Raw genomic sequence first — 23,534 nt, forward strand, 5'->3', positions numbered from 1 at the left:
GATGTTCATGGCAAAGCGCTATGAAAATATGGATAATGTTAGTACAAAAAAATCAATTCGCTCTTTTTTACGCTGGCGTAAAGAACGAAAGCAAAACAAAAAAGATTTTTCTTTCTTAGTAGAACAATCACCCGTTAAACAAAGTGCATTTTTGCAAAGTAATGTTGAAAAAACGACTATCACATGGATTGGGCATTCCACTTTTCTTATCCAAACGAATGGACTTAATATATTAACAGATCCAGTATGGGCTAATAAATTAAAGCTAGTTCCAAGACTTACAGAACCTGGACTCTCTATAGAAGCACTACCTAAAATTGATATTGTCCTTATTTCACATGGTCATTATGATCATTTAGATTTTTCAACTCTTCGTCAGTTGAATGATGATGTTCTATATCTTGTACCTATTGGATTAAAAAAATTATTTACTCGTAAGAAATTTAAACATGTAGAAGAGTATAAATGGTGGGAAAGTACGATAATTAACGAAGTTTCTTTTCACTTCGTACCTGCTCAGCACTGGACGAGAAGATTCTTATTTGATATGAATACGTCTCACTGGGGCGGATGGATTATTGATAATGAAACGACTATGGAAACCATATATTTTTGTGGCGACAGTGGCTATTTCCAAGGTTTCAAAGAAATTGGTGAACGCTTTTTTATTGATATTGCTCTTATGCCCATTGGCGCTTATGAACCAGAATGGTTTATGAAAGTATCTCATGTTTCACCTGAAGAGGCGGTGCAAGCTTATTTAGATTTAAACGCTACACATTTTATACCAATGCATTACGGAGCTTTTGCACTCGCCGATGAAACACCTCGTGAAGCAATAACTAGACTTCGAAATAATTGGAATTTGCGCATGTTACCGTGGGAACAACTGCATGTACTCTTTTTAGGTCAAACTTTTATTTATAGTAACGCAACAAATGATAAGCAAATAAACGAAAAAATTGAAACTTTACATGTGTAACGTAATGACTGATTTTCTATATCCAACATATAATATAGAAAATCCTATAGTGAAACTTTAATTAGTGGGATTTCTTCATCCCCACTGATTATTTGCCTTCACCAATCAAGCTTTTACGGGCAGCCCGCTACCTAACCTCTTTGCTCCAGCTAAATTTGAGGTAGAGAGTTTTACTGTCCGCAAATAGCGGGATAAAGGGTGTTTTCTATGAATGAATATTTACAGACTCGCTATATCATTAGCGGTAGTGCCTGTGTAGCTCTTCTTATTTCTTACTTTCTATTTACATAAAAAAGCTACTTGAAATATATTTTCAAGTAGCTTTTTTATTACTCTGCTAAATACATAAATCCGATTGCGCCCGGACCTGTATGAGTACTAATAATAGGCGTTGTATAGAAAATTTCTGATTGAGCAAATCCACTCACTTTTTCAACCGCCGCTTTCATACTTTCAGCTAAAGGAATTGCTTTCGCATGCGGAATTGCAACAGCTTTTACGACTTTTCCAGCCGTATCTTGCTCAAATAACTTAGCTAATGTTTTTACAATTTGGCCTTGGCTACGAACTTTCGTTACAGGATTATAAACACCGTCTTCAAGACTAGCAATTGGCTTTATATTAAGTAGCGAACCGATAAACGCTTTTCCTTTACCGATACGTCCACCCTTCACTAAGTTTTCTAATGTATCCACTACTACATATAAACGAGTATTCTTTCTTACTTCATCTACACGTTTTAAAATTTCTTCTAGTGAGCGTCCGTCATTTGCCATTTTTGCAGCTTCAATTACTTGATATGCTAAAGCATGTGTAATAAATTGAGAATCAACAACTGTTACTTTTGTATCAGTCATTGATGCAGCGCTATTTGCAGTTGCTACAGTACCGCTCATTCCACTTGTCATATGGATAGAAAGGACTTCGCTTCCATCTTCCCCTAGCTTGTCATACATTTCTACAAATGTACCCATAGCTGGTTGTGATGTTTTTGGTAATTCCTCTGATTTAATCATTTCTTCAATAAATTCGTCAGGTTGTAAATCAACGCGATCTAAATATGTTTGTCCATTTACAGAGATTGATAATGGTAAAACATGAATGTCATACTTTTCGATTACGTCTTGTGATAAATCTGCCGTTGAATCTGTTACAATTTTAATTTTTTGCATACTATACTTCTTCCCTTTCCAATACGCTCTCCTTGTTATTATACTAGTATTCCCATTGCTTTCAACAATTTGGAACGAAATTTCATCAAATTAATTATATTTTCATATCTAAAATGAAAAAGACAGAGTTTACTAACCCTGTCCGTACTTCGTATCATGCATTTTTTTCAAGGGTATTTGTTTTATATACATTTAAATAATCATTCCACTTCAAACAATTTTGTAAATATTCACGGAAAGAATACGAAAATCTTGGGTGTTTTTGTCTTTGAATTTTTGCAATAAATAATTGAAGACGAGACTGAATTAGAAACGATAATGGATGCTGTGCCTGTAGGACAGGGATTTCGAATATTTTAATGCAATCCCCTGTTGAATGAGTGAAATAAAAACTTTTCGTAATCACAATATCAATCCTCTTTTTCATTGGATTTTTGAACTTCCTCTACTTTGCGCTGTAACACGTTGTTTAAAGTGGAGTAAAATCAGACTTATATGATTTCTGTAGTCCTTATGGCTAGAAGATTTATACTCTATTCATCTCCACCTAATTCACCTTCCCGTCCTAAATATCTCTGAGACGGGAATCTCATTATCCATCAATTGTTTAATACATTTAGTATAAGCTTATAAAAGCGCAAAGTTTGTCTAAATTTTGGAGATTCTATAATTTTTTTCTTCTATATATTGTATACGTTTATAGCTATAGTATAACAAATAAATAAAAAAGTGCCTTTATAACGAGGCACTTTTCGACTGCATTTCTTCTCTTTTCTTTTTCCTCTTACTAACAACCTTTGATAACGCAATACTTACTTCATAAATACAAATAAGCGGCACTGCAACTAAACTATGAGATAAAAAGTCTGGCGGTGATATACAAGATGCAATGATAATTAATGCTACGTAAGCATACCTTCTTATTTTTATTAAAAATTCCGCCGTAAGTATTCCAATACTAGTTAAAAACATTACAACGACTGGCAATTCAAAAATCACAGCAAATGGAACTGTTAAATTAAGTACAAAATGAAAATACTTTTCTGTCGTAAACATCGTATTAAACATTTCATTACCTATCGTAGTTAAAAAGTGAAATAGAAACGGCATTACAATGAAATATCCAAAACATAAACCTGCGAGAAATAATATAGACAATACCGGTATATACATTATTGTCATCTTTTGTTCATTTGGATGTAAACCCGGTTTTACAAATAACCAAATTTGTATAGCAGCAAAAGGAATTGTACAAACGATAGCAAATACTGTAGCAATCGAGAAAAAAATCCACAATACATCACTTGGACCGAGAACAGTTAATTTCATTGGTAAATCTTTTACAAGCCAAAAATAAATATCCTTTGTAAAAGTAAATCCAATAATTAAAAATAGTACAAAGGATAACACCGTATATATTACTCTTTTTCGAAGCTCAACAATATGTTCTACTACGCTCATTTCCCGATCTTCCATCTCGTTCACCACACTTTATTTATCCATTACAAGAAAAATACACTACATTTTTTCTTTCTTTTCCTTTTCTTGAAATGCGTCATCTGTCAATTCTTTCGTTGATTTTTTAAACTCTTTTAACGTTTCCCCTAAAGCCTTCCCGATTTCCGGCAATTTTTTAGGTCCAAATAAAATGAGTACTGCTACTAAAATTAAAATTAACCCTGGAAAGCCAATATTTGAAAACATTTCCCCATCCCCTTTATTAGTAGTTTCCTTGTCCTACTATTACATAATTTTATTTTGTCAAAAAAGTTTGAAAACGTCAACAAATCCATTGTCTTTTGTCAAAAAAATTCAAAAATATAATCAATTATACAAATTTCATTTTCTATTGCTCTTGTGTATGATATGGTAAGGGAAATGACATATTATTTTATGATAGTAGAAAGGATTTGCATTATGACTGAAAAAATGACACGAATGACCCAATTTGTAAAAGAAGAAATTGCAAATGCAATTACACATGGTATCGGTGCCATTTTAAGCATCCCTGCCTTAATCATATTGATTATTCATGCTTCTAAGCACGGTACCGCATCAGCTGTAGTTGCATTTACTGTTTATGGTGTAAGCATGTTCTTACTGTACTTGTTTTCAACATTGCTACATAGCATTCATCATCCTAAAGTAGAAAAAATATTTACTATTTTAGATCATTCAGCCATTTACTTATTGATTGCTGGCACGTATACTCCTTTTCTACTTATTACACTTCGTGGCCCATTAGGATGGACGTTGCTTGCTATAATATGGACACTAGCAATCGGAGGTATCGTCTTCAAAATTTTCTTTGTACGTCGCTTTATAAAGGCTTCAACTTTATGTTACATCATTATGGGTTGGCTCATAATCGTTGCCATTAAACCACTTTATGAAAATCTAACTGGACATGGTTTTTCACTACTTTTAGCAGGTGGAATTTTATATTCTGTCGGAGCTATATTCTTCCTTTGGGAAAAGCTACCTTTCAACCATGCCATATGGCACCTGTTCGTTTTGGGTGGTAGTGCGATGATGTTCTTCTGTGTACTCTTTTATGTCTTACCTACAGCATAATAAAAAAGGATTCAGCTTACTATAAGCTGAATCCTTTTTTATTACTTATGTAATTGTGATGCGATAACTTCCTGTGTATGCTTCGTTAATTCTTTAATATCCATATTCGCATAATCTTCAGATGTAATCGGCTTAGAAATTGTTACTGTTGCATGAGCTGGCTTCATACGATTTCCATTCGCTTCAAACATCTTATATGTACCATCTAACGTTACAGGTAAAATTGCTACACCTGACTTTACTGCAAGATGAAAACTACCAGCCTTAAACTCTCCAACTTCGCCGCCCTTACTTCTCGTTCCTTCAGGGAAAATTACGATAGAATGTCCATTCTTTAATAGTTCAATTCCATCTTTAATCGCTTGAAGAGATTGACGACGATCGCTACGATCCATAAATACGCAATTCATAAGTTCCATCCAAGTTGGTACAACTGGGAACTTTTTAATCTCTGCCTTTGAAACGAATCCAATTGGTTTATTTAAGTAACCTAGTAAAACAGGGATATCCATATTACTTTGGTGATTACTTACAACTAGTACTGGCTTGTCTTTCGGAACATTTTCAAGTCCTTTCACTTCTACTGCCCCTCCAGCTACACGTACCATTTTCTTACCAAACCAATTTGTCGTTTTATACACAGCATTGTCTTTTTCTTTTGGCGCCATCGTATTTACTTGTCTTTTAAGACGCCACATTCTTGGTGTAATCGCAATTACGATTAAAATTAAATAAAAGATTTTAAAAAACGTTTGAATCATACAGAACCCCCACCTATTATCATTCCGACCTTCATTATACTAGACAAACGAAGGAAAAAGAAGAAAAAAAGTCCAAACAGCAAGTGTTCGGACTTTTTAAGCATTCTATATTAGAAACGTTTTGCTAATTCACGAGCATTAGCAATTGCTGCTTCTTTAATTTCTTGTGCTTTTTCAGGGTTTGCATTCATACCTTCAACTGCGATATATTCAGTATCATTCACACCGACAAATCCTAATACAGTCTTTAAGTGATTGCGACCGAAGTCTACAGCTGCGTATGCTCCTTCAGAATATACGCCACCTGTTGCTTGAATGTGAAGTGCTTTTTTACCTTCTAATAAGCCGACTGGACCATTTTCAGTATATTTGAATGTTTTACCTGCGATTGCTACGTTATCTAAGTATGCTTTTACTACTGGTGGATAGCTAAAGTTCCACATTGGAGTTACGAATACATAACGATCTGCATTCATAAATGTTTCTAAGTTTGTGTTCATTGCTGCTACTTTTTGTTGTTGAACTTCAGTTAAAGCTTCAAAGCCTTCACCTGCTGCAAATTTACCCCAAGCAGCAAATACATCTGCATCAATTGCTGGTACTGTAGTGTTGAATAAATCAATTGTTACAACTTCGTCTTGTGGATGTTCGTTTTTATAAGCTTCGATGAAAGCCTCCCCTACTGCCATTCCGAAAGAACCTTCTGCTGAATTTGGATTTGCTGTGATAAATAGTACTTTTGTCATTGTATTCTCTCCCTTTTTTCTCTTTATCTTTAATTCAAGATTTGTTTTTTAAAAGTTAATAACTTACCTTATGTAAGTATAATACAAAAAGTTTTAATCAATGTCAATAAAAAATAGCTACTTTTTTTTCGTAAGTTAATGATTTACTTTGTTTCCTTAAAATTTAGTATACAGATATTAAGAATTCTTTCGTATAAAAAGGCTACCTCTACAACTTATAGAGATAGCCTTCTATTACATATTATTTTTGAAATACATGTTTTACTTTTTCAGCTGGAATATTACTCCCGCCTCTACCTTTTACATCTTCAATCATCATTGTAATGACCATATCTGGTGAATTTAAATCAAATGCAGCGAACCAACCTAGTTCTTTTCCTTCGGCCTCTTTTGATACTTTTAATTCCGCTGTACCTGTTTTTCCAGCAAGAGTCATACCATCAATTTTAGCAATTTTCCCTGTACCATCTGGATCATTAATTACTTTCGTCATTGCAGTTTTTAATATATCCTGATTTCCTTTAGAAATTACATTTTCTTTCCAAGCTTTTGGTTGTTTATCTGTTTTAATAATATACGGTGACGGAATCGTTCCATCATTTACAATCGGCGCATACGTTAAAGCTAAATGAAGAGGAGTCATTAATACTTGTCCTTGTCCATATCCCGTATCTGCCATTTGAATATCATTTTTAATGCCGTCATTTGCAATTTTAGAAGCAGGGAATCCATATTCAATTGGTAGTTTCTCATCGAATCCGAATTTTTTTGCTTCACTCATAAACTTGTCTTTTCCGATTTTTAAAGCTTCTTGTGCGAAGTAAATATTATCCGAGTATTTCATCGCCTTATCAAAATCAATCGGATTTGCATCTTTCACACGCGTTACATAGTAATTACCCCAAGAAGAATCTTTTGTCCATTTTAATCCTTCAATTTTCAACTCTTCTTTTGGATCAATCGTTTTCGTTTCAAGACCAATTGCAGCTGTAATTGGTTTAAATACAGAACCTGGTACCGACAATTGTGTAAAGCGATTTGTCATTGGTTTTTTCGGATCATTATTCCAAGCTTCGCGTTGTGCCTTCGATGTCCCTCGTGCAATTATATTAGGATCATATGCTGGACTACTTACTAGTGCAATTGTTTCTCCACTTTTCGGATTAATTGCTGCACTTGAACCAGCTTCGCCCTTCATTTCATTATACGTTTTTTCTTGAACAACACTATCAATAGTTAAAGTTACATTTTCTCCATCAACAGCATCTGTTTTTGCTAAATTTTTAATTTCTTTTCCTTGCGCATCTTCTACAAAGACACGGCCACCTTTTTTACCGCGTAGCTTTTCCTCTAATACTTGCTCTAAGCCAGCTTTACCAACTGGGTCATCAGCTTGATAGCCTTTCTTTTGTAGCGTTTTTAAATCTTCAGCATTTACCTTTCCAATATAACCAGTCAGATGAGCTGCCGCTTCCCCTAACGGATATGTACGAACATTTACAGGTTTTGTTGAAACACCTGGTAAATCAATGTACGTATTTTGTGTTGCCCCTTCAGGCAAAATTCCAATTGGTACGAGATACCCTGGTTTTACCCATTTAGCAGCTAATTTTTGATCAATTTCTTCTACAGACATATTTAATAACTTCGCTACTGTTTCTTTCGTTTGCGGAGCAGTATCGCCTAACTTTTCAGGAATCAATCCGATTTCAGAAGCTTTCCCATTCGTTGCAAGACCTTTTCCATTACGATCGTATATTTCACCACGTTTTGGCTGTGTTGTCTGCATACGCACTTTACTATCTTTCGTCATGCCAGGGAAAATAAAATCAGGAGTCCAATCTATTTTCCAAGATTCTTTATCTCCATCTTTTTCTTTCACCATTTTTGCTTCATGACCAAATGTGATTTTACCACCAACTGTATCCATGCTTACTTTAAAAGGAACAGGACCTTCATCTTTTTTATCTTCTTTTACTTCCCCTGTTTCTACCTTTAAGTCTTTCACTTCGATACCAGAATAAATTTTTTCATATTTCTCAGTAAACTCTTTCTTTGAAATATCTTTTTTTGCATTTTTTGATAGTTGATCATACATATCTGCAAATTTTTGTTTATTCCACGCTTTTACATATGTATCAAACGCTTCTTGTGGTTTTTCTTCTTTACCACATCCAACTAACATGAATGTTAAGCAAAGAAAAAGAATCCCCCATATCTTTCTCAATCGATTCTCCTCCTCTTTCTATATTAGTACTTTTGAAAATTTTAGCATTTTTACATGCTACCTATCATTATAGCACTATCGAATCTCATCTATAAACTTATATTGGTGAATACAAATAAAAAGATTGATGTGAATTCTCACATCAATCTTTTTTATTATTGTTGCTTCTCATATACATGGTAATAATACGTATACGGGTTTTTTTCATCCGTTAAACCTTTTTCTACAAAAATCTCTTTCCAATTTGTCATATCCATTTCTGGGAAGAATGTATCTCCTTCAAATGCATAATGGATTTTTGTTATATATAACTTGTCTACATAAGGTAAAAAGAGATCGTAAATTTGCGCTCCGCCAAAAATAAAAATCTCTTCTTCATTTTTACATAGTTCAAATACTTCTTCTACAGAATGAACAACTTCACAGCCTTCAACATGATACCCTTCATTACGAGTTACAATAATATTACGTCTTCCAGGCAGTGGTCTACCAATCGCTTCATAGTTCTTTCTTCCCATAATAAGCGGGTGGCCCATCGTTGTTTTCTTCACGTATTGTAATTCACTCGGTAAACGCCAAGGTAAATTATTATCTTTACCAATTACTCTATTTTCGTCCATCGCGACCATAAATGAAACAATCATTTTTTCATCTCCTCTACAATTATACTGCAACCGGTGCTTTAATTGCTGGATGCGGATCGTATCCTTCAATCGTTAAATCTTCCATTTCAAAATCAAACACAGATTTCACATCTGGATTTAATGTAAGTTTCGGGAATGGACGTGGTTCACGTGCCAATTGCTTTTCTACTTGTTCAAAATGATTTGTATAAATGTGTGCATCTCCAATTGTATGAACAAATTCTCCTACTTCAAGACCACATTCATGTGCAATTAAATGTGTTAGTAGTGAATAACTTGCGATGTTAAATGGAATTCCAAGGAATATGTCACCACTTCTTTGATATAGCTGACAAGAAAGTTTTCCGTCCGCTACATAAAATTGGAATAATGTATGACAAGGCGGTAATGCCATACTCGGTACGTCTTCAGGATTCCAAGCAGAAACGATTAAACGACGTGAGTCTGGTGTTTTTTTAATCATTTCAATTACATCTTTTAATTGATCAAGTGTCTCACCAGCTGTCGTTTTCCAAGCACGCCATTGTTTACCGTAAACGTCTCCTAAATAACCATATTTATTTGAGAACTCATCATCTTCTAAAACGTTCTTTTTAAACAATTCCATTTGCTCATCGTACTGTACTTTAAATTCTTCATCTTGTTGTGAGCGAAGACCAAAATCAGTCATGTCAGGACCAGTATACTCATCACTTTCTACCCAGCTCTTAAACGCCCATTCATTCCAAATGTTATTATTATGCTGCAATAAATAGCGAATATTTGTATCACCTTTCATAAACCAAAGTAGTTCACTTGCTACAAGGCGAAATGGTACTCTTTTTGTCGTTAATAAAGGAAATCCTTTGCTCAAATCAAAACGCATTTGATATCCAAATACAGATACAGTTCCTGTCCCTGTACGATCTTCTTTCTTCGTACCATGTTCCATTACATGGCGGCATAAATTTAAGTATTCATTTTCAGCATGTTTCATATGTAGGAAAACCTTCTTTCAATCGTATATGGAATTTATCATAACATGAAAAATGGTAAATTTAATAATCTTAATTAATAAAATTTCTTGCGCTAATTCTTACAAAATTATTAACTTTCCATATTTTAAAAGGTTTTCATTTTCTATTACCGAAAGTATAGTGCGGTAGATCAAAATTTATATTTGGAGGTTAGAAATATGTCTAAAATTGAAACACCTGTTATGACTTCTTTACAAACCACGGTTGAAAAAATGATGAAGGATTTAAATGTTCCTGGTGTTGCTGTCGCTGTTATAAAAGACGGTGAAGTTATTCTTTCAGAAGGTTTCGGCTATCGTAATATAGAAACAAAAGAGGCTGTTACACCGAATACTCGATTCGCAATCGGTTCCTCAACGAAAGCGTTTGGTACACTTTCATTAAGCTTGTTAGCACAGCAAAAAAAGTTTAATTGGGATGCTCCTGTCCCGTCTTATATACCTAACTTTACTTTATCTGAACTACTTGCTAGCTCACAAGTTACAGGACGGGATTTAGCTTCTCATCGAACTGGAGTGAGTCGTCATGAGGCTCTTTGGTACAGTTCTTCCTTATCTCGAAAAGATCTCGTTGAAAAAATAAAACATTTACCACTTGATGCACCGTTCCGGACTGCATTTCTATATAACAACTTAATGTATGCAACAATTAGCTACATTGTTGAAAACATTACAAATCAAACGTGGGAGCAATACACTACAGAACATATTTTAGAACCTTTAAATATGAGACATACAAACTTCTCTGTTAACGATTCACAAACTACAGATGATTACGCTTTACCTTACATTGAAAATGACGGTGAAATAAAAGCAGTTCCATTCCGTAACATCGATACAGTTGGCGCTGCTGGGTGTATTAATTCCACAATTGAAGATATGGCAAATTGGGTACTTCTCCACTTAAATGAAGGAAAATTTGGAGATCATGAATTAATCTCCTCTGAATTATTACAACAAATGTATACACCACACAATTCAATTCCAGACCAACCGGTTTTATCACTCCCTGAATCTCCATTAAATAGTTACGGTCTTGGTTGGTTTATTAGCGCTTATCGTGGTAAAAAAGTGATTCATCATGGCGGTAATATCGATGGATTTTCAGCGCTTGTTTCATTCATACCAACAGAAAACATAGGCCTTGTCATTTTAACGAATGCTGGAGGAACATTACTTCCTACTTATCTCGCTAATCAAATTTATGACGAACTACTTGAATTAGAATCCATTGATTGGCATAAACGTGCTGTAGAAGATACTAAAAAAATGAAGGAAATGATGAAAGAAGCAACTGAATCCCTCCCTGAACAAATTAAAGGGACTACACCTTCGCACAAGTTAGAGGATTATACTGGTATTTTTGAACATCCTGCATACGGAACATTACAAGTATACAAACGAGATGATTCGTTATATGTACAATTTATGGAAATGGATATTCAATTAGGGCATCATCATTACGACATCTTCTCCACAAAAGTTGACTTATTCCAAATGAAAATGAGCTTATTATTTGCTTATGAAATGAATGTAAGTGGTGAATTCCCATCCCTTCAGTTACATGTACCAGCTACATTAAGTACTCAGCCGCTTACATTTAAGAAAATTAAATAAGTATTTTGATGGTAAAAAATAAAGGTAGGTGCGAATCACACCTACCTTTTCTATGTCATATCAATCTTATCTGGTTGAAACCAAATTGGCTTCGATAACTCAAAGTTATTATGATCCTCTAAAACTATAGTAAGACGCTCTAACATATCATCTAACATATGCGGCGCTGCTAGTAATGTCCAGACAACTGAGGAGAAAACTGTCATGCCAACGTACACCGCATATAAATTCCAGAACTCCTCTGGTATTCTCCCATTAAAATATCCTTCTATTTGTCCGATTGAATACGGAATACTAATATCCCTTGCAAACAGTGCAATTTTTACGAAATCATGAATTGGGTCGCCCCAGTCGTAGCCATTAAAATCAACAACACCTACATATCTCGCATCACGTACAATTATATTTTCTAAGTGAAAATCATCGTGTTGAAATCGATTCGGGCGGTTCTTTAAATATATTTCATTTTCTTCAATAAACTTTATGATTTTATCATCATTTTTTATGTTTATTCCGCATGTTTTATATGCCTCTACATATTTACTATATTTTTTCATAGCTCTTTCATACCATGGAAGTATATTATTAGGAGCTTCATATGTATGCATTTTTGCTAAATCTTTTCCTGCCTCTATACCAATATCATATTGTTCTTTTGGTGAATACGTAGGCAATAGCTTCTTCGCATCTTCCCCTTCTAAATATGAAAAAATACTATAGCATACACCTTCTTCTTCCAATATACCTATTTCAATTGGCCTTTGTGCCTGTACGTTACGTTTTACCATTTCATTTAAAATTTGAAACTCTATTTTCTTTCTTTCATACTCTTTTATATCGCCTGTCCGAAATAAATATTTTTCATTATTTGCATTCGTAATTATATATTTCTTATCTGGAGAGAAACCTTTAGAAATTTCTTCAATATTCGCTGCATCTTTTACTATTTGTATATTGCTTTGCCGTGCTGTAATTATCTTCATATCTATTCCCCTTACATTTCTGCATTTGGTGTATAGGCAACTTCTACAATAAATCCATTCGGATCGTAAAAATCAATCGTATAGTAACCTTCCGAATAATGATTCATTTCAATTGGACCACGTATTACCTTCACTTTCGTACTAGAAAGAAAATCTGCTACTTCATCAACTACTTCTCTATGAATAGCTTGATAACAAATATGTCTAGGCCCTAACGTCCTTACAATTTCCTCATCTACTTCTTTAAAGTATATTTCACTTTCTCCTGTGCTATATGCTACTTCATTTAACTTTCTCCACCCAATTATGGAAAACAACTTATTATAAAAAGAAATGGACTCCTCTAAATTTGCTACCCAAAATTCAATATGATGAATGCCTGCTCGCAGTGTATTCATATTAAGAATACGCTCCTTGTACTACTTGCACAATTTCCATCGGCTTATGAACCATGTAATCTGGTGCATCTTTTTTCACTGTTTCAATAACATCATATCCCCAAGATACCCAAATTACGTTCACTCCAGCCTTTTTACACGCTGCTACGTCTCGCTGTTCATCACCGACATATAACATATCTTTCTCTGTTATCTTTTTCGATTTTAAAAATCTTTTTATCATCTTGTCTTTACCGAACAAATTTTTAGAACAATACACTTCTTGTATATTTTCTATATCATTCTTTTGTAAAAACGCCCGAATATGCTCTTCTGAGTTCGATGATATGACTGCAATTCCGTAGCCTTTTTTATGTAGTTCATCTAATACTTCCTTCATCCCATGGAACAAAATAAGATCTTTTATAGCAGGTTGATACAATTTATAAAACTCCAGCGCTAATATCGGTAGTTTATACAGTGGTACATCGAGTTGTTTACATCTCTCCGCCATCGTTAACTTGCGTAAATACTCAATTTCTTCTTCTCTTACCGTTTTATATCCGTGCTTTTCAGCAATTTGATTATAAATTGGTACAAATATATTTTGTGAATCTACTAATGTGCCATCAAAGTCAAAAACAATATATTTTTGCATTCCCATACTCCCTTTGCTTCTTTTTTCTAAACCTATGTTATTCAACAACATGGTTGTCTGTCCCTTCTATAAAAATAAAAAAGAACAAGATTTTCTCTTGTTCTTTTTAAGAAAGCCATTTCGGCGGTACATTCGTATTCCAATAAATATTTCCTAACTCATGATGTCCTGAGTATCCATCATCAAAACGATGATAATGGAAATTAAAATAATAACCATCTTGCGGTGGATGATCTCTTCTTACATGGAAACGCAATAAATCATTTCCTGATTTCGTATCGTAGACATGAAAAATCTTTTCATTATTCCCACCAGCTGGTTTTTGAGAAATCGCTAATGATTGTAGTGAATCTTCTGGTACATCACTAGCAAGCTCAGCAATTGCCTCTTCAATCTTTGGTAATATTACATCTTTAAATTCATCTTCAATTACTGGACCAATTTTAGTACCAAACTTTTGCATCGACTGCTTCTCTGCTTCTTGCATCGCATAAGTAATAAAAGTATCGGTGGTTAACCTGTCATTCGTTTCTTCATATGTATAGGACGTACTCTCCAAACTTTGTTGCCCAGCTGTGCTCGTAGGCTTGTCCGCAGCTTTGGCATTATCAAGCAATATGGAAGGAGGCGTCACTAAACCAAATGTAAATACGGTAATTAATGCGACTAAGGTTTTTCTAAACCAATTTGGCATTTATGTTCCCTCCCCTTTCACTCATTATTTTTTATATAACGGTGGTTTCTTCTATTATACAAAATGATTGTAATTTTTGCACTTTACAATTTTGTTAACGTTCACATATTTTTCACTTGAATATGAAATTGTAAGATTTCATACAATATTAATACCACGATATTGAGGAGGCACTTGAATGACTTTAGATGTCATGTATTCCGCCGCAAGCATACTCGTTTTAGTATATTTTATTTATCAATGTGTTACAGACTAGAAAAAGAGCCGTCAATGGCTCTTTTTTAATGGTAGAAATACAATCCATACAATTAATAAAATAAAAACAACGCTGCCTACCACAGCTGGCAATAAATAAAACTGTGAAAGTATAACTATTCCATATAAAAGTATTGCTGGTAGTAGTAAATAACGATCTGCCTTCCATCTTAACAATAGTAATTTCCCTTCATCACAATATAAACGAAGAAACATCTTATTCGTAAATTCATTCCAATAATCACGTGCATAGCGAGAAATTGCAACTACAGCAAATACGAGAACAATAGCTGCAATCCACCTTGGAGTCATAATTATACTTGCAGTACTGATACATACAATTTGAATATAAAATATTCGTGCAGTACTTGTACGGAAAAATTCTTTCAAAAAAGATTCGACAATACGAGAATCAGCTTTTTTCCCTAAAAGTCTTTTAGAGCGCGGAAACATCCACGGTTTTTTATTCGAACTACTCGGTTTAGCCGCATGACCACCAACTTGCATAATTCCGCTCGTCCAGCGCATGCTTTCCTCCTTTTCTTTCTCGATTTCTTTAAAAAAGAACTTTTTATAATTCATTTTCTCTTTTACTAATACACTACTTAAGAAAATTACTAGACCGATAAATAAAATTGAATACAACGGATTTTTATAAATAAAAAATAAACTAATTCCAAAAAAGGACACGCTCATAGAAAATACTACATTTTTTACAATCCATAAAACCCATCGTTTCCCCACATGTACATGAACAAATCTCGTTAACAACGACAACATAAACCGAAATATAGTAAAGAATACCCAAAATAATAGGACTTGTATCTCTGTTACTTCGATACTTTTCATCAACACCGGTAACATAATAACGACTACTATTATATTCGTTATCGCTATTCGAACAAATGTGTACATCATGCCATACTGGACTAATTTTCGCATATGTGTTGCATACGAAATTAAAAATAAACTATCCGCTTGCTCAAAAAATGAACGAACTCCTCTTGGATATGTTACTAGATAAAATGCGAGTAATCCTAATCCGAAATAAATCGTCTCTTCCGTTGATAATTCATTTATCCATAGCGATCGATAATAGATTCCCATAAATATAAGTGCTGGAATAATAATATATAATGCGACTGTCCAATCTGTTACCGAACGTATAGACTTCCATTTCCGCTCAAGTTCATGGCGTAATCTCTTATAAAATTGTTGTTTAATCATGTTGTTCACGCCTTACAATTACATCAAAGCAGTCTAATAATGAACTACCCGGCATTTCCGCTAATATTTGAATAGATTCTAAATGTCCATCTGCGACTAATGTACCTTGTGAAATGAGTAAAAATCTTTCACAAATTTTTTCAGCAGTATCTAATACGTGCGTACAAAATAAAATTCCTGCCCCGCGCTCTTTTTCTTTATATAAATAATTTAAAAACTCTTTCGTAGCTACCGGATCTAAACCGATAAAAGGTTCGTCAATGATATAAAAATCTGGCTCAGTTAAAAACGCCAATATTAGCATCGATTTTTGTTTCATGCCTTTTGAAAATTTTGATAAATACTCATGTTTATGCTTATTCATTCGAAAAGTATGTAATAATTGTTCCGCTCGTTCTTCCCAACTTCCCATTTCACTTCCACGAGCTGCCATTAATAATTCAATATGTTCCCAGAGCGTCAAGTAATCATAGTATGTTGGATGTTCTGGTACGTATGCATACGGATTTTTCTTTTCACCGAATGATATTTCACCGTCCATATTTACAAGTAATCCGAGTATCGTTTTAATCGTCGTACTCTTCCCAGCACCATTTGCTCCAATAAGAGCAACTAGTTCACCTTTTTCGATAGAAAAAGCTATATCATGAATTATTTTTTCGCCTATTTCATATCCAGCTGAGCGGATATTTACTTTTAACATGCATTCCCCTTCTTTCCATTTCTAATACAATCAAGGAAAAGAATAACATATAACTATCTATATATCATTATAAAATATTTATTTTCATAGCAGGAAAAAACATTTTTTAACAGAATATTAAATGTTTGATTACATTTTATTGGAGTGGATAATATGTCTTTTCAAATTCGTGAAGCAACGATAGATGATATAGACGCACTTTGTTCTTTAACGAAAGAATTAAAAGGTTCCTCTATTTCCTATGAAGATATGAACAACCGATTACAATTCGTACAAATGAGTCCGTTTGATTTTTTATATGTTTACGAGGAAGAAGAAGCTATATTTGGGTTACTTGGATTTCGTATACGTGAAAATTTAGAAGATGTAACACGTTATGGAGAGATTTCAATTATTAGCGTTGATTCTAACATACGACGGAAAGGCATTGGACAAGTGTTGATGGATTATGCCGAGCAATTAGCAAAGAAACATAATTGCATTGGCACATGGCTAGTTAGTGGAACAAAAAGAGTAGAAGCTCATCCTTTTTACAAAAAATTAGGATATGAAGTAAATGGCTACAGATTTGTAAAACATTTTTAAACTACTTATAAATTGAAGGGACTATAACTATGACAAACATTAAAGCAATTTTCATTGATCGTGACGGTACAATTGGTGGTGACACTACAATACATTATCCGGGATCTTTTACATTATTTCCGTTTACAAAAGCAGCTTTGCAAAAACTAAAAGCTCAAAATATAAAAATTTTCTCTTTCACAAATCAACCTGGTATCGCAGATGGAATTGCAACTGTAGCCGATTTTGTACAAGAATTAGAAGGCTTCGGTTTTGATGATATTTATGTATGTCCTCACAAACACGGTGATGGTTGTGAATGTCGTAAACCAAGTACAGGTATGCTGCTACAAGCAGCTGAAAAACACGGGCTTGATTTAACAAAATGCGCTGTAATTGGTGATCGCTGGACCGATATCGTTGCAGGAGCAACAGTGCATGCGATAACGATATTGGTGCGCACAGGCGCTGGATACGATGCTTTACATACGTACCGAGACAAATGGGCACATATTGAACCAAACTACATTGCAGATAACTTTGAAGATGCAACAAACTGGGTTTTAAATCAACTATAATACAAATGAAAATTTTGATTCACCCGAAATAATTTAAAACATAGTTAAAATAGCCTTTTTGGCAAATAATTGTATTCCACAAAACGGATCACCTCAAAAGGTAGCAAGTTCCCTTTTGATACGCAAACATTGCAATTCAAATTATATTTTTTATTAGTAACAGCAATTAACGTAAAGAAGGAATAGCTTAGTGGCTATCCCTTCTTTATTGACTTCTATTATTTACATTTGTTATCTGTTTTTATTGAGTATTCTCATCGTTTTTATACTCCAAAATATCCCCTGGCTGACACTCCAAAGCTTTACATATCGCTTCTAATGTTGAAAAACGAACCGCTTTTGCTTTCCCATTTTTCAAAATAGAAAGATTCGCCATCGTAATTCCAACCTTCTCCGAAAGCTCCGTTACACTCATTTTTCGTTTTGCTAACATGACGTCAATATTAATAATGATTGTCATATCCGCCACCTCAGACCGTCAAATCATTTTCTGATTTTATGTTAATTGCCTCTTGTAGAAGTCGTTGGAGGATAGCAGCAAAAACGGCGATAACGAGCGAAGCAAAAACGATAATGAGTCCCACTAACCCAATAGGAGGGTCCATTTTTTTCGCTATAAAATGAAAAAGTGGCAAACTTAATACATACAAACCACTGATTGTAATTGCACAGCGCTTTATATTCTTTAACGCCTTTACTGATAATTCCGAGAACGCTGTGTTCTCATCAATGTACTGTAAAAGATTGAAAGCCTGATAAAGAGCAACGTAAAAAGGCACAGCTGCTACATACAGTACAATTAAAACAAGATATTTTATCGGAGCAATGTTAGGATACAAATTCGCTGTGAAATCCGCCATTTCCGGCACTAAAAATATGCATAAAGCAAGCACTGAAATTCCAGCAAGAAAAATAATTACTTTTAAGAACATTGTTGAACTTCGTTTAAGATTCATTTACAATACCTCACTTATTTAATGGCAACATAATTTTATCACAATATTTATTGTTTAACAATAAATAAATATCGTTTTATTTTCGTCATGTTTTTTAATTTAGGCAAAAATAAAAAAGAATTTCTCATTACAAAGAAATTCTTTTTCTTGAAAATGTCTCTTTCAACTTAATTTTTTAAAACGTTAATTCGTAATGGAAATAACGATTATCTCTCAAATAACCATTTTCAGCGTATAATCGTTGTGCTGATAAATTATCAATCTCCGTTTGCAGCTTTACACCTTTTGCTCCATTTTCTAATGCGTATTCTTTAGCAGCTTCTAATAATTTTTTACCTGTTCCGGCTCCACGCTTCGCCGCTTGTACAAATAAATCATTTAAAATCCATAATTCTTTCATTGAAATAGAAGAAAATGATGGATATAGTTGCGTGAACCCAATATATTCGCCGTCTTCAACTGCTACGAAAATAACAGACTCTTTTTTCTCAATTCTATTTCGTAAAAATACTTTTGCCCCTTCTAAATCAGAATCTTGCCTATAAAACATGCGATAGTTATTAAAAACTGATGCTAGTCCATCTAAATCTGCAATTGTTGCCTCATATATTCTCATTTTACTCCATTCCCCTTCCAATACTGTCTCATTATATCCGTTGCCCATTTAGGCTGGTGTATTTCTTCTGTCGGCATAAACTCTTTCATTATTGGTTTTATATCCAATATAGGAGTGCCATCAATAGCATCTAATCCCTCAACAATAATTGATTTACCTTCTCTTTTGATCATCTTTACAATTGTTACACCTATGCGATTTGGGCGATTTTTCCCGCGCTGTGCAAAAATACCTACTTCAGGATAATCCTTATTATTTCTAGGATGTCTAGCAAAATACTGAATTTGCTCGTCAGTTACTTTATGAAAATAAAAAACAACTTCAATATGAGAAAAATCTTCAACCCCTTGTATACTCTCTTCTGCATACATTTCAGTTAAAGTTATACGAGATCTTACTTCTCCCCACTCATCATCTTTTATTTCCTTTCTTTCATTATGTACAAATGCGATTGGTTGAACTGAAAACATACGCATTCCCCCTTAAATGTAACCACTTACATTATAAAATATTTTCTGAATGTTTTCCAGATATACGAATAAAGTTTACATAATATAATTATACTCTATCTAGAGCTACCTTGACTGCTTCAATTGCATGTATATGAGTTGTATCAAATATCGGGACAGATACGTTTTCTTGCTTTATTAATAACCCTATTTCTGTACAACCTAATATGATTCCCTGTGCTCCTTTTTGCACTAACTCTTCGATGACTCTTTTATAATATTCTCTAGATTGAGATACTATTTTTCCTAAACATAATTCTGTATATATTACTTTATTTATTTCTTTTCTATTTTTTTCTGATGGTACTATTACTTTTATATTATTTTCTTCTATACGTGACTTATAGAAATCTTGCTCCATTGTATATTTAGTTCCAAGCAGACCAACCTTTTGAATGTCTTTTCTTTTAATTTCTTTTGCAGTTGCATCAGCAATATGTAAGACTGGAATATCAATTTTGGCCTTTATTTTTCCAACTACCTTATGCATTGTATTTGTACAAATGATTATAAAGTCTGCTCCTCCCTTTTGTAATGAATATGCCGCATTCCCTAGAATTTCTCCAGCACCATCCCAATCTCCGCTAGACTGACATCGTTCAATCTCTTCAAAATCCACACTATTAATCAAACATTTTGCTGAATGTAGCCCTCCTAATCTCTCTTTTATTTCTTCATTAATAATTCGATAATATTCAGAAGTTGATTCCCAACTCATACCACCTATAAGACCTATCGTTTTCATATAAACACCTACCTAAACTTTTTTATAAAACTAATAACAACGTTTTATTATGTATATTATACACAATAAAACAAGACTTTAAGTTTGGGATATAAAGTCTTGTTTTAACGTAATAATATAGAATAATTGTACTTTCATTTCCAAGGAAATTTTTATAGAATATTCTGAAATTAATAATCTGATATTTTTATAAATTCTTTATACTTATAATTAAAACACTCTCGATACAACTCTTTGATTTCATCATATGATGGAACACGTGGGTTATTAGCTGGGCTACCACTTTCAATTGCATCTGATGCCATTTTAGAGATAGCATTTTCAAATTCAATTTCATCGATACCGTATTCTTTTAAATTTGGAATACGAAGATCATAGCAAAGCTTTTTTATTTCCCCAATCGTGTAGTCTGCTACTTCCTCATCAGAATTCGAATACAAATCCTTATTTAAGTTACGTCCAATTTTTGCTAACCTTTTCACTGCACTTGTTTTTGTAAACTCTAACACTGTAGGTAATAGTATGGCATTTGATATTCCATGCGGTACATGAAATAATGCTCCCACTGGCCTTGACATTCCATGAACTAATGTAACTGATGCATTCGAAAATGCAATTCCAGCTTGTAAGGAAGCAATCATCATCGCTTCTCTTGCCTCCATATTATGTCCATCTTCATATGCTATACGTAAATATTTCATAATACTTTCAATAGCTGAAAGAGCAAGTACATCTGTAAGTGGTTGTGAAAATTTAGAAATATAAGCTTCAATCGCATGACATAACGCATCTATTCCTGTTGCTGCCGTAATTTGTGGTGGTAACGAACTTGTCAAAACTGGATCTATAATTGCTACTTTCGGTATAAAACTAGGATGCTTCATCATCATTTTTACATCTGTTTTTTTATTCGTAATTACTGCTACACTTGTAACTTCCGAACCAGTACCAGAAGTTGTTGGAATTGCAATAAGTGGTAGTGGATTGTTTTCTATTTCAATATCCTTTTGGACATAATCCTCAACTTCTCCACCATTTGTATATAAAACCGCTACCGCTTTCGCAGCATCAATACAACTTCCACCACCAATACCGATAATAAAATCGCACTTTTCCTCTTTACAAAGAGATAACGCTTCTAATACGTGTATATTTGTAGGCTCAGCATCCACTTTATTATATGTACTAACAATAATACCTTTCTTATTTAGTTGTTGCATACACTTTTCAACATATCCTAATTTCTCCATAATTGTATCAGTAACTATAAAAGCTCTTTTCCCTAACTTTTTTGATTGTTCTCCCAGTTTTTCAAGCGAATTCCTTCCATATAATACCGACTTTGGCATACGAAACTCAGAAACCTCTTGCAAGTCCCCCACCCCTTCTTATCCTAATTAATATTTTATAATATAAATTATCGATTTGATGAATCTTTACGATTCAAATTTTTTAATAGAGTCCTGTTAAAGTATAGAATGCGATAACTAAAAATACAGCAACCGTTTTCAAAATAGTAATAGCAAATATATCTTTATATGACTGTTTATGTGTTAATCCCGTTACTGTAAGAATAGTAATAATAGCCCCGTTATGTGGTAGTGTATCCATTCCTCCTGATGCCATTGATACGATACGGTGCATAACTTCTAATGGAATATCAAATTGATTGGCCGCTGCAATAAATTTATCTCCCATTGCGCTTAATACTATTCCCATTCCTCCTGATGCCGAGCCTGTAATTCCAGCTAAAATATTCGTCGTTACTGCACCATTCACTAACGGATTTGTGAAAGTAGCAGAGATGCCATCTCTCATAATTGCGAAGCCTGGAAGTGCTGCAATGACACCACCGAATCCAAACTCAGCTCCTGTATTCATCGTTGCAAGTAGCGCTCCACCAATACTTGTATTCAATCCAGCTTGGAAACCTGTTACTACTCGCTTCCAATATAATAATAACGTTGTTAAGATCCCTATAATAAGTGCCAATTCTACAGACCAAATTCCTACTACTGCACTTAATTCTACTTTTCCAAATGCTTTCATACCAATTGCAGAAAAATCAAAACCGCTTGGATACCACTTCGGTATCATAATAGTAAACACTTTATTCATTACACCTACTAAAATAAGTGGTATAAATGCAATAAGTTGTTGCGCTCTTGTGATTTCAATGTTATTAATTAATGGCATATTTTTTTGTTCTACTTGCAAAGATGCTGCCATTTCAGTATTTCCATCATTAAAACCAAAATATCCTTCACCTGCTGCTTTTGCCTTCTTACGTCTACTCTCTAAATATAGTAAACCTAATGTAAGAACAAAAATTGCTCCTACAATCCCAAGTATCGGTGCAGCATAAATATCCGTTTTAAAAAATGTTGTAGGTATTACATTTTGAATTTGTGGTGATCCAGGTAGCGCATCCATTGTAAACGTTACTGCTCCAAGAACAATCGTTCCAGGGATTAAACGCTTTGGAATATTAGCTTGTCGAAACAACTTAGCTGCGAACGGATAAACAGCAAACACTACTACATACACACTAACACCACTATACGTTAAAATAGCCCCCATTAATACAATCGCTAATATAGTACGTTTTTCACCAACTAACTCAATAATTGTTTTTGCGATAGAATCTGCAATTCCTGACATTTCCACTACTTTTCCAAATATTGCTCCTAATAAAAACACAGGAAAATATAATTTTATAAATCCAACCATTTTCTCCATAAAGATATTAGAAAAGAAAGGTAATACATAACTAGGTTCTGTCAAAAATACTGCAAATAATGCAAATATCGGCGCGAATAAAATAACAGAAAAACCTCTGTATGCTACGAACATAAGTAAACTTAGTGCTAATAATATAATAACTAACTCCAATTTTACCCCTCCATTAAACAGAATATTCTAAATTTTATT

Annotated in this window: 27 protein-coding genes; 5 read left to right on the forward strand and 22 right to left on the reverse strand. The window is 33.8% G+C overall.

The annotated features are described in order from the left end of the window. Positions 1–7 precede the first annotated feature (7 nt). Complete coding sequence (locus B9A45_RS18830; protein ID WP_084064525.1) at positions 8–982, forward strand: MBL fold metallo-hydrolase; 975 nt, start codon at positions 8–10, stop codon at positions 980–982. Between the two features lie 329 nt (positions 983–1,311). Here B9A45_RS18830 and B9A45_RS18835 read toward each other — a convergent pair whose 3' ends face one another. The 4 genes from B9A45_RS18835 to B9A45_RS18850 all read right to left on the reverse strand — a co-directional run bounded on the left by B9A45_RS18835 (position 1,312) and on the right by B9A45_RS18850 (position 3,858). Next, a complete protein-coding gene (locus tag B9A45_RS18835; protein ID WP_001169470.1) occupies positions 1,312–2,154 on the reverse strand; it encodes a DegV family protein in 843 nt (280 codons plus the stop codon). A gap of 154 nt (positions 2,155–2,308) precedes the next feature. Then, complete coding sequence (locus tag B9A45_RS18840) at positions 2,309–2,560, reverse strand: DUF2535 family protein (RefSeq protein WP_000629013.1); 252 nt, start codon at positions 2,558–2,560, stop codon at positions 2,309–2,311. A gap of 329 nt (positions 2,561–2,889) precedes the next feature. After that, positions 2,890–3,630, reverse strand: a complete 741-nt coding sequence (tatC, locus tag B9A45_RS18845) for a twin-arginine translocase subunit TatC (RefSeq protein ID WP_000390120.1) — start codon at positions 3,628–3,630, stop codon at positions 2,890–2,892. Positions 3,631–3,672: 42 nt separating this feature from the next. Further along, positions 3,673–3,858 carry a twin-arginine translocase TatA/TatE family subunit gene (locus tag B9A45_RS18850; protein ID WP_000492443.1) on the reverse strand — a complete coding sequence of 62 codons (186 nt, stop codon included), beginning with the start codon at positions 3,856–3,858 and terminating at the stop codon, positions 3,673–3,675. A 213-nt stretch (positions 3,859–4,071) separates the two neighbouring features. On the opposite strand from B9A45_RS18850, the gene B9A45_RS18855 reads away from it, so the two are divergent. Then, positions 4,072–4,728, forward strand: coding sequence for a PAQR family membrane homeostasis protein TrhA (locus tag B9A45_RS18855; RefSeq protein WP_000136889.1), 657 nt, complete (start codon positions 4,072–4,074; stop codon positions 4,726–4,728). A gap of 41 nt (positions 4,729–4,769) precedes the next feature. Here B9A45_RS18855 and B9A45_RS18860 read toward each other — a convergent pair whose 3' ends face one another. From B9A45_RS18860 to B9A45_RS18880, 5 genes are all read right to left on the reverse strand, one after another. Beyond that, positions 4,770–5,489: a lysophospholipid acyltransferase family protein gene (locus B9A45_RS18860; protein ID WP_084064528.1), complete on the reverse strand. Its 720-nt coding sequence runs from the start codon at positions 5,487–5,489 to the stop codon at positions 4,770–4,772. Positions 5,490–5,599: 110 nt separating this feature from the next. Further along, entirely contained in the window at positions 5,600–6,235 is a 636-nt protein-coding gene (locus B9A45_RS18865; protein ID WP_000170025.1) for an FMN-dependent NADH-azoreductase, read from the reverse strand. 241 nt (positions 6,236–6,476) lie between these two features. After that, the gene (gene pbpC / locus B9A45_RS18870) at positions 6,477–8,462 is read right to left on the reverse strand and encodes a penicillin-binding protein 3 (RefSeq protein ID WP_016117734.1); all 1,986 of its coding nucleotides are present in this window, start codon (positions 8,460–8,462) and stop codon (positions 6,477–6,479) included. A gap of 155 nt (positions 8,463–8,617) precedes the next feature. After that, positions 8,618–9,106 (reverse strand): dihydrofolate reductase, encoded by a 489-nt coding sequence (locus B9A45_RS18875; protein ID WP_000637207.1) that lies wholly within the window; start codon positions 9,104–9,106, stop codon positions 8,618–8,620. A 19-nt stretch (positions 9,107–9,125) separates the two neighbouring features. Next, complete coding sequence (locus B9A45_RS18880; protein ID WP_000679609.1) at positions 9,126–10,082, reverse strand: thymidylate synthase; 957 nt, start codon at positions 10,080–10,082, stop codon at positions 9,126–9,128. A gap of 198 nt (positions 10,083–10,280) precedes the next feature. Here B9A45_RS18880 and B9A45_RS18885 point away from each other — a divergent pair, with 198 nt between their 5' ends. Beyond that, positions 10,281–11,738 (forward strand): serine hydrolase, encoded by a 1,458-nt coding sequence (locus tag B9A45_RS18885; RefSeq protein ID WP_058839553.1) that lies wholly within the window; start codon positions 10,281–10,283, stop codon positions 11,736–11,738. A gap of 50 nt (positions 11,739–11,788) precedes the next feature. Here the strand turns inward: B9A45_RS18885 and B9A45_RS18890 are convergent, their stop codons facing one another. From B9A45_RS18890 to B9A45_RS18915, 6 genes are all read right to left on the reverse strand, one after another. After that, positions 11,789–12,721: an aminoglycoside phosphotransferase family protein gene (locus B9A45_RS18890; protein ID WP_030025521.1), complete on the reverse strand. Its 933-nt coding sequence runs from the start codon at positions 12,719–12,721 to the stop codon at positions 11,789–11,791. Between the two features lie 11 nt (positions 12,722–12,732). Beyond that, a complete protein-coding gene (locus tag B9A45_RS18895) occupies positions 12,733–13,119 on the reverse strand; it encodes a VOC family protein (RefSeq protein WP_001094668.1) in 387 nt (128 codons plus the stop codon). 1 nt (position 13,120) lies between these two features. Continuing rightward, on the reverse strand, positions 13,121–13,756 hold the full coding sequence (locus tag B9A45_RS18900) for an HAD family hydrolase (RefSeq protein ID WP_001987851.1): 636 nt from the start codon (positions 13,754–13,756) through the stop codon (positions 13,121–13,123). Positions 13,757–13,862: 106 nt separating this feature from the next. After that, positions 13,863–14,450 (reverse strand): YpjP family protein, encoded by a 588-nt coding sequence (locus B9A45_RS18905; protein WP_001134421.1) that lies wholly within the window; start codon positions 14,448–14,450, stop codon positions 13,863–13,865. A 267-nt stretch (positions 14,451–14,717) separates the two neighbouring features. Then, on the reverse strand, positions 14,718–15,932 hold the full coding sequence (locus B9A45_RS18910) for an ABC transporter permease (RefSeq protein ID WP_000595442.1): 1,215 nt from the start codon (positions 15,930–15,932) through the stop codon (positions 14,718–14,720). Next, on the reverse strand, positions 15,925–16,635 hold the full coding sequence (locus B9A45_RS18915) for an ABC transporter ATP-binding protein (protein ID WP_000921902.1): 711 nt from the start codon (positions 16,633–16,635) through the stop codon (positions 15,925–15,927). The genes B9A45_RS18910 and B9A45_RS18915 overlap by 8 nt, the downstream gene beginning before the upstream one ends. A 153-nt stretch (positions 16,636–16,788) precedes the next feature. Between B9A45_RS18915 and B9A45_RS18920 the strand changes: the two genes are divergently transcribed. Together B9A45_RS18920 and B9A45_RS18925 are read left to right on the forward strand one after the other, a co-directional pair. Continuing rightward, complete coding sequence (locus B9A45_RS18920; protein WP_000009776.1) at positions 16,789–17,220, forward strand: GNAT family N-acetyltransferase; 432 nt, start codon at positions 16,789–16,791, stop codon at positions 17,218–17,220. A 29-nt stretch (positions 17,221–17,249) separates the two neighbouring features. Then, on the forward strand, positions 17,250–17,777 hold the full coding sequence (locus tag B9A45_RS18925) for an HAD-IIIA family hydrolase (protein WP_000181777.1): 528 nt from the start codon (positions 17,250–17,252) through the stop codon (positions 17,775–17,777). 241 nt (positions 17,778–18,018) lie between these two features. Here B9A45_RS18925 and B9A45_RS18930 read toward each other — a convergent pair whose 3' ends face one another. The 7 genes from B9A45_RS18930 to B9A45_RS18960 form a co-directional block, all read right to left on the reverse strand. Continuing rightward, entirely contained in the window at positions 18,019–18,237 is a 219-nt protein-coding gene (locus B9A45_RS18930; protein ID WP_000152534.1) for a helix-turn-helix domain-containing protein, read from the reverse strand. Positions 18,238–18,247: 10 nt separating this feature from the next. Further along, positions 18,248–18,733: a DUF2975 domain-containing protein gene (locus B9A45_RS18935; protein WP_001050143.1), complete on the reverse strand. Its 486-nt coding sequence runs from the start codon at positions 18,731–18,733 to the stop codon at positions 18,248–18,250. 175 nt (positions 18,734–18,908) lie between these two features. Continuing rightward, positions 18,909–19,349 (reverse strand): GNAT family N-acetyltransferase, encoded by a 441-nt coding sequence (locus B9A45_RS18940; RefSeq protein ID WP_001223866.1) that lies wholly within the window; start codon positions 19,347–19,349, stop codon positions 18,909–18,911. Further along, the gene (locus tag B9A45_RS18945; protein ID WP_000493254.1) at positions 19,346–19,819 is read right to left on the reverse strand and encodes an SAM-dependent methyltransferase; all 474 of its coding nucleotides are present in this window, start codon (positions 19,817–19,819) and stop codon (positions 19,346–19,348) included. Before B9A45_RS18945 ends, B9A45_RS18940 begins: the two co-directional genes overlap by 4 nt. Before the next feature lie 88 nt (positions 19,820–19,907). Beyond that, positions 19,908–20,603 (reverse strand): aspartate/glutamate racemase family protein, encoded by a 696-nt coding sequence (locus tag B9A45_RS18950; protein ID WP_000848571.1) that lies wholly within the window; start codon positions 20,601–20,603, stop codon positions 19,908–19,910. Between the two features lie 170 nt (positions 20,604–20,773). Next, positions 20,774–21,976, reverse strand: a complete 1,203-nt coding sequence (locus B9A45_RS18955) for an iron-containing alcohol dehydrogenase (RefSeq protein ID WP_001158668.1) — start codon at positions 21,974–21,976, stop codon at positions 20,774–20,776. 79 nt (positions 21,977–22,055) lie between these two features. Further along, a complete protein-coding gene (locus tag B9A45_RS18960) occupies positions 22,056–23,495 on the reverse strand; it encodes a GntP family permease (protein WP_000424327.1) in 1,440 nt (479 codons plus the stop codon). Positions 23,496–23,534: the final 39 nt, after the last annotated feature.

The organism is Bacillus sp. JKS001846 (assembly GCF_900176455.1).
GTDB lineage: Bacteria > Bacillota > Bacilli > Bacillales > Bacillaceae_G > Bacillus_A > Bacillus_A cereus.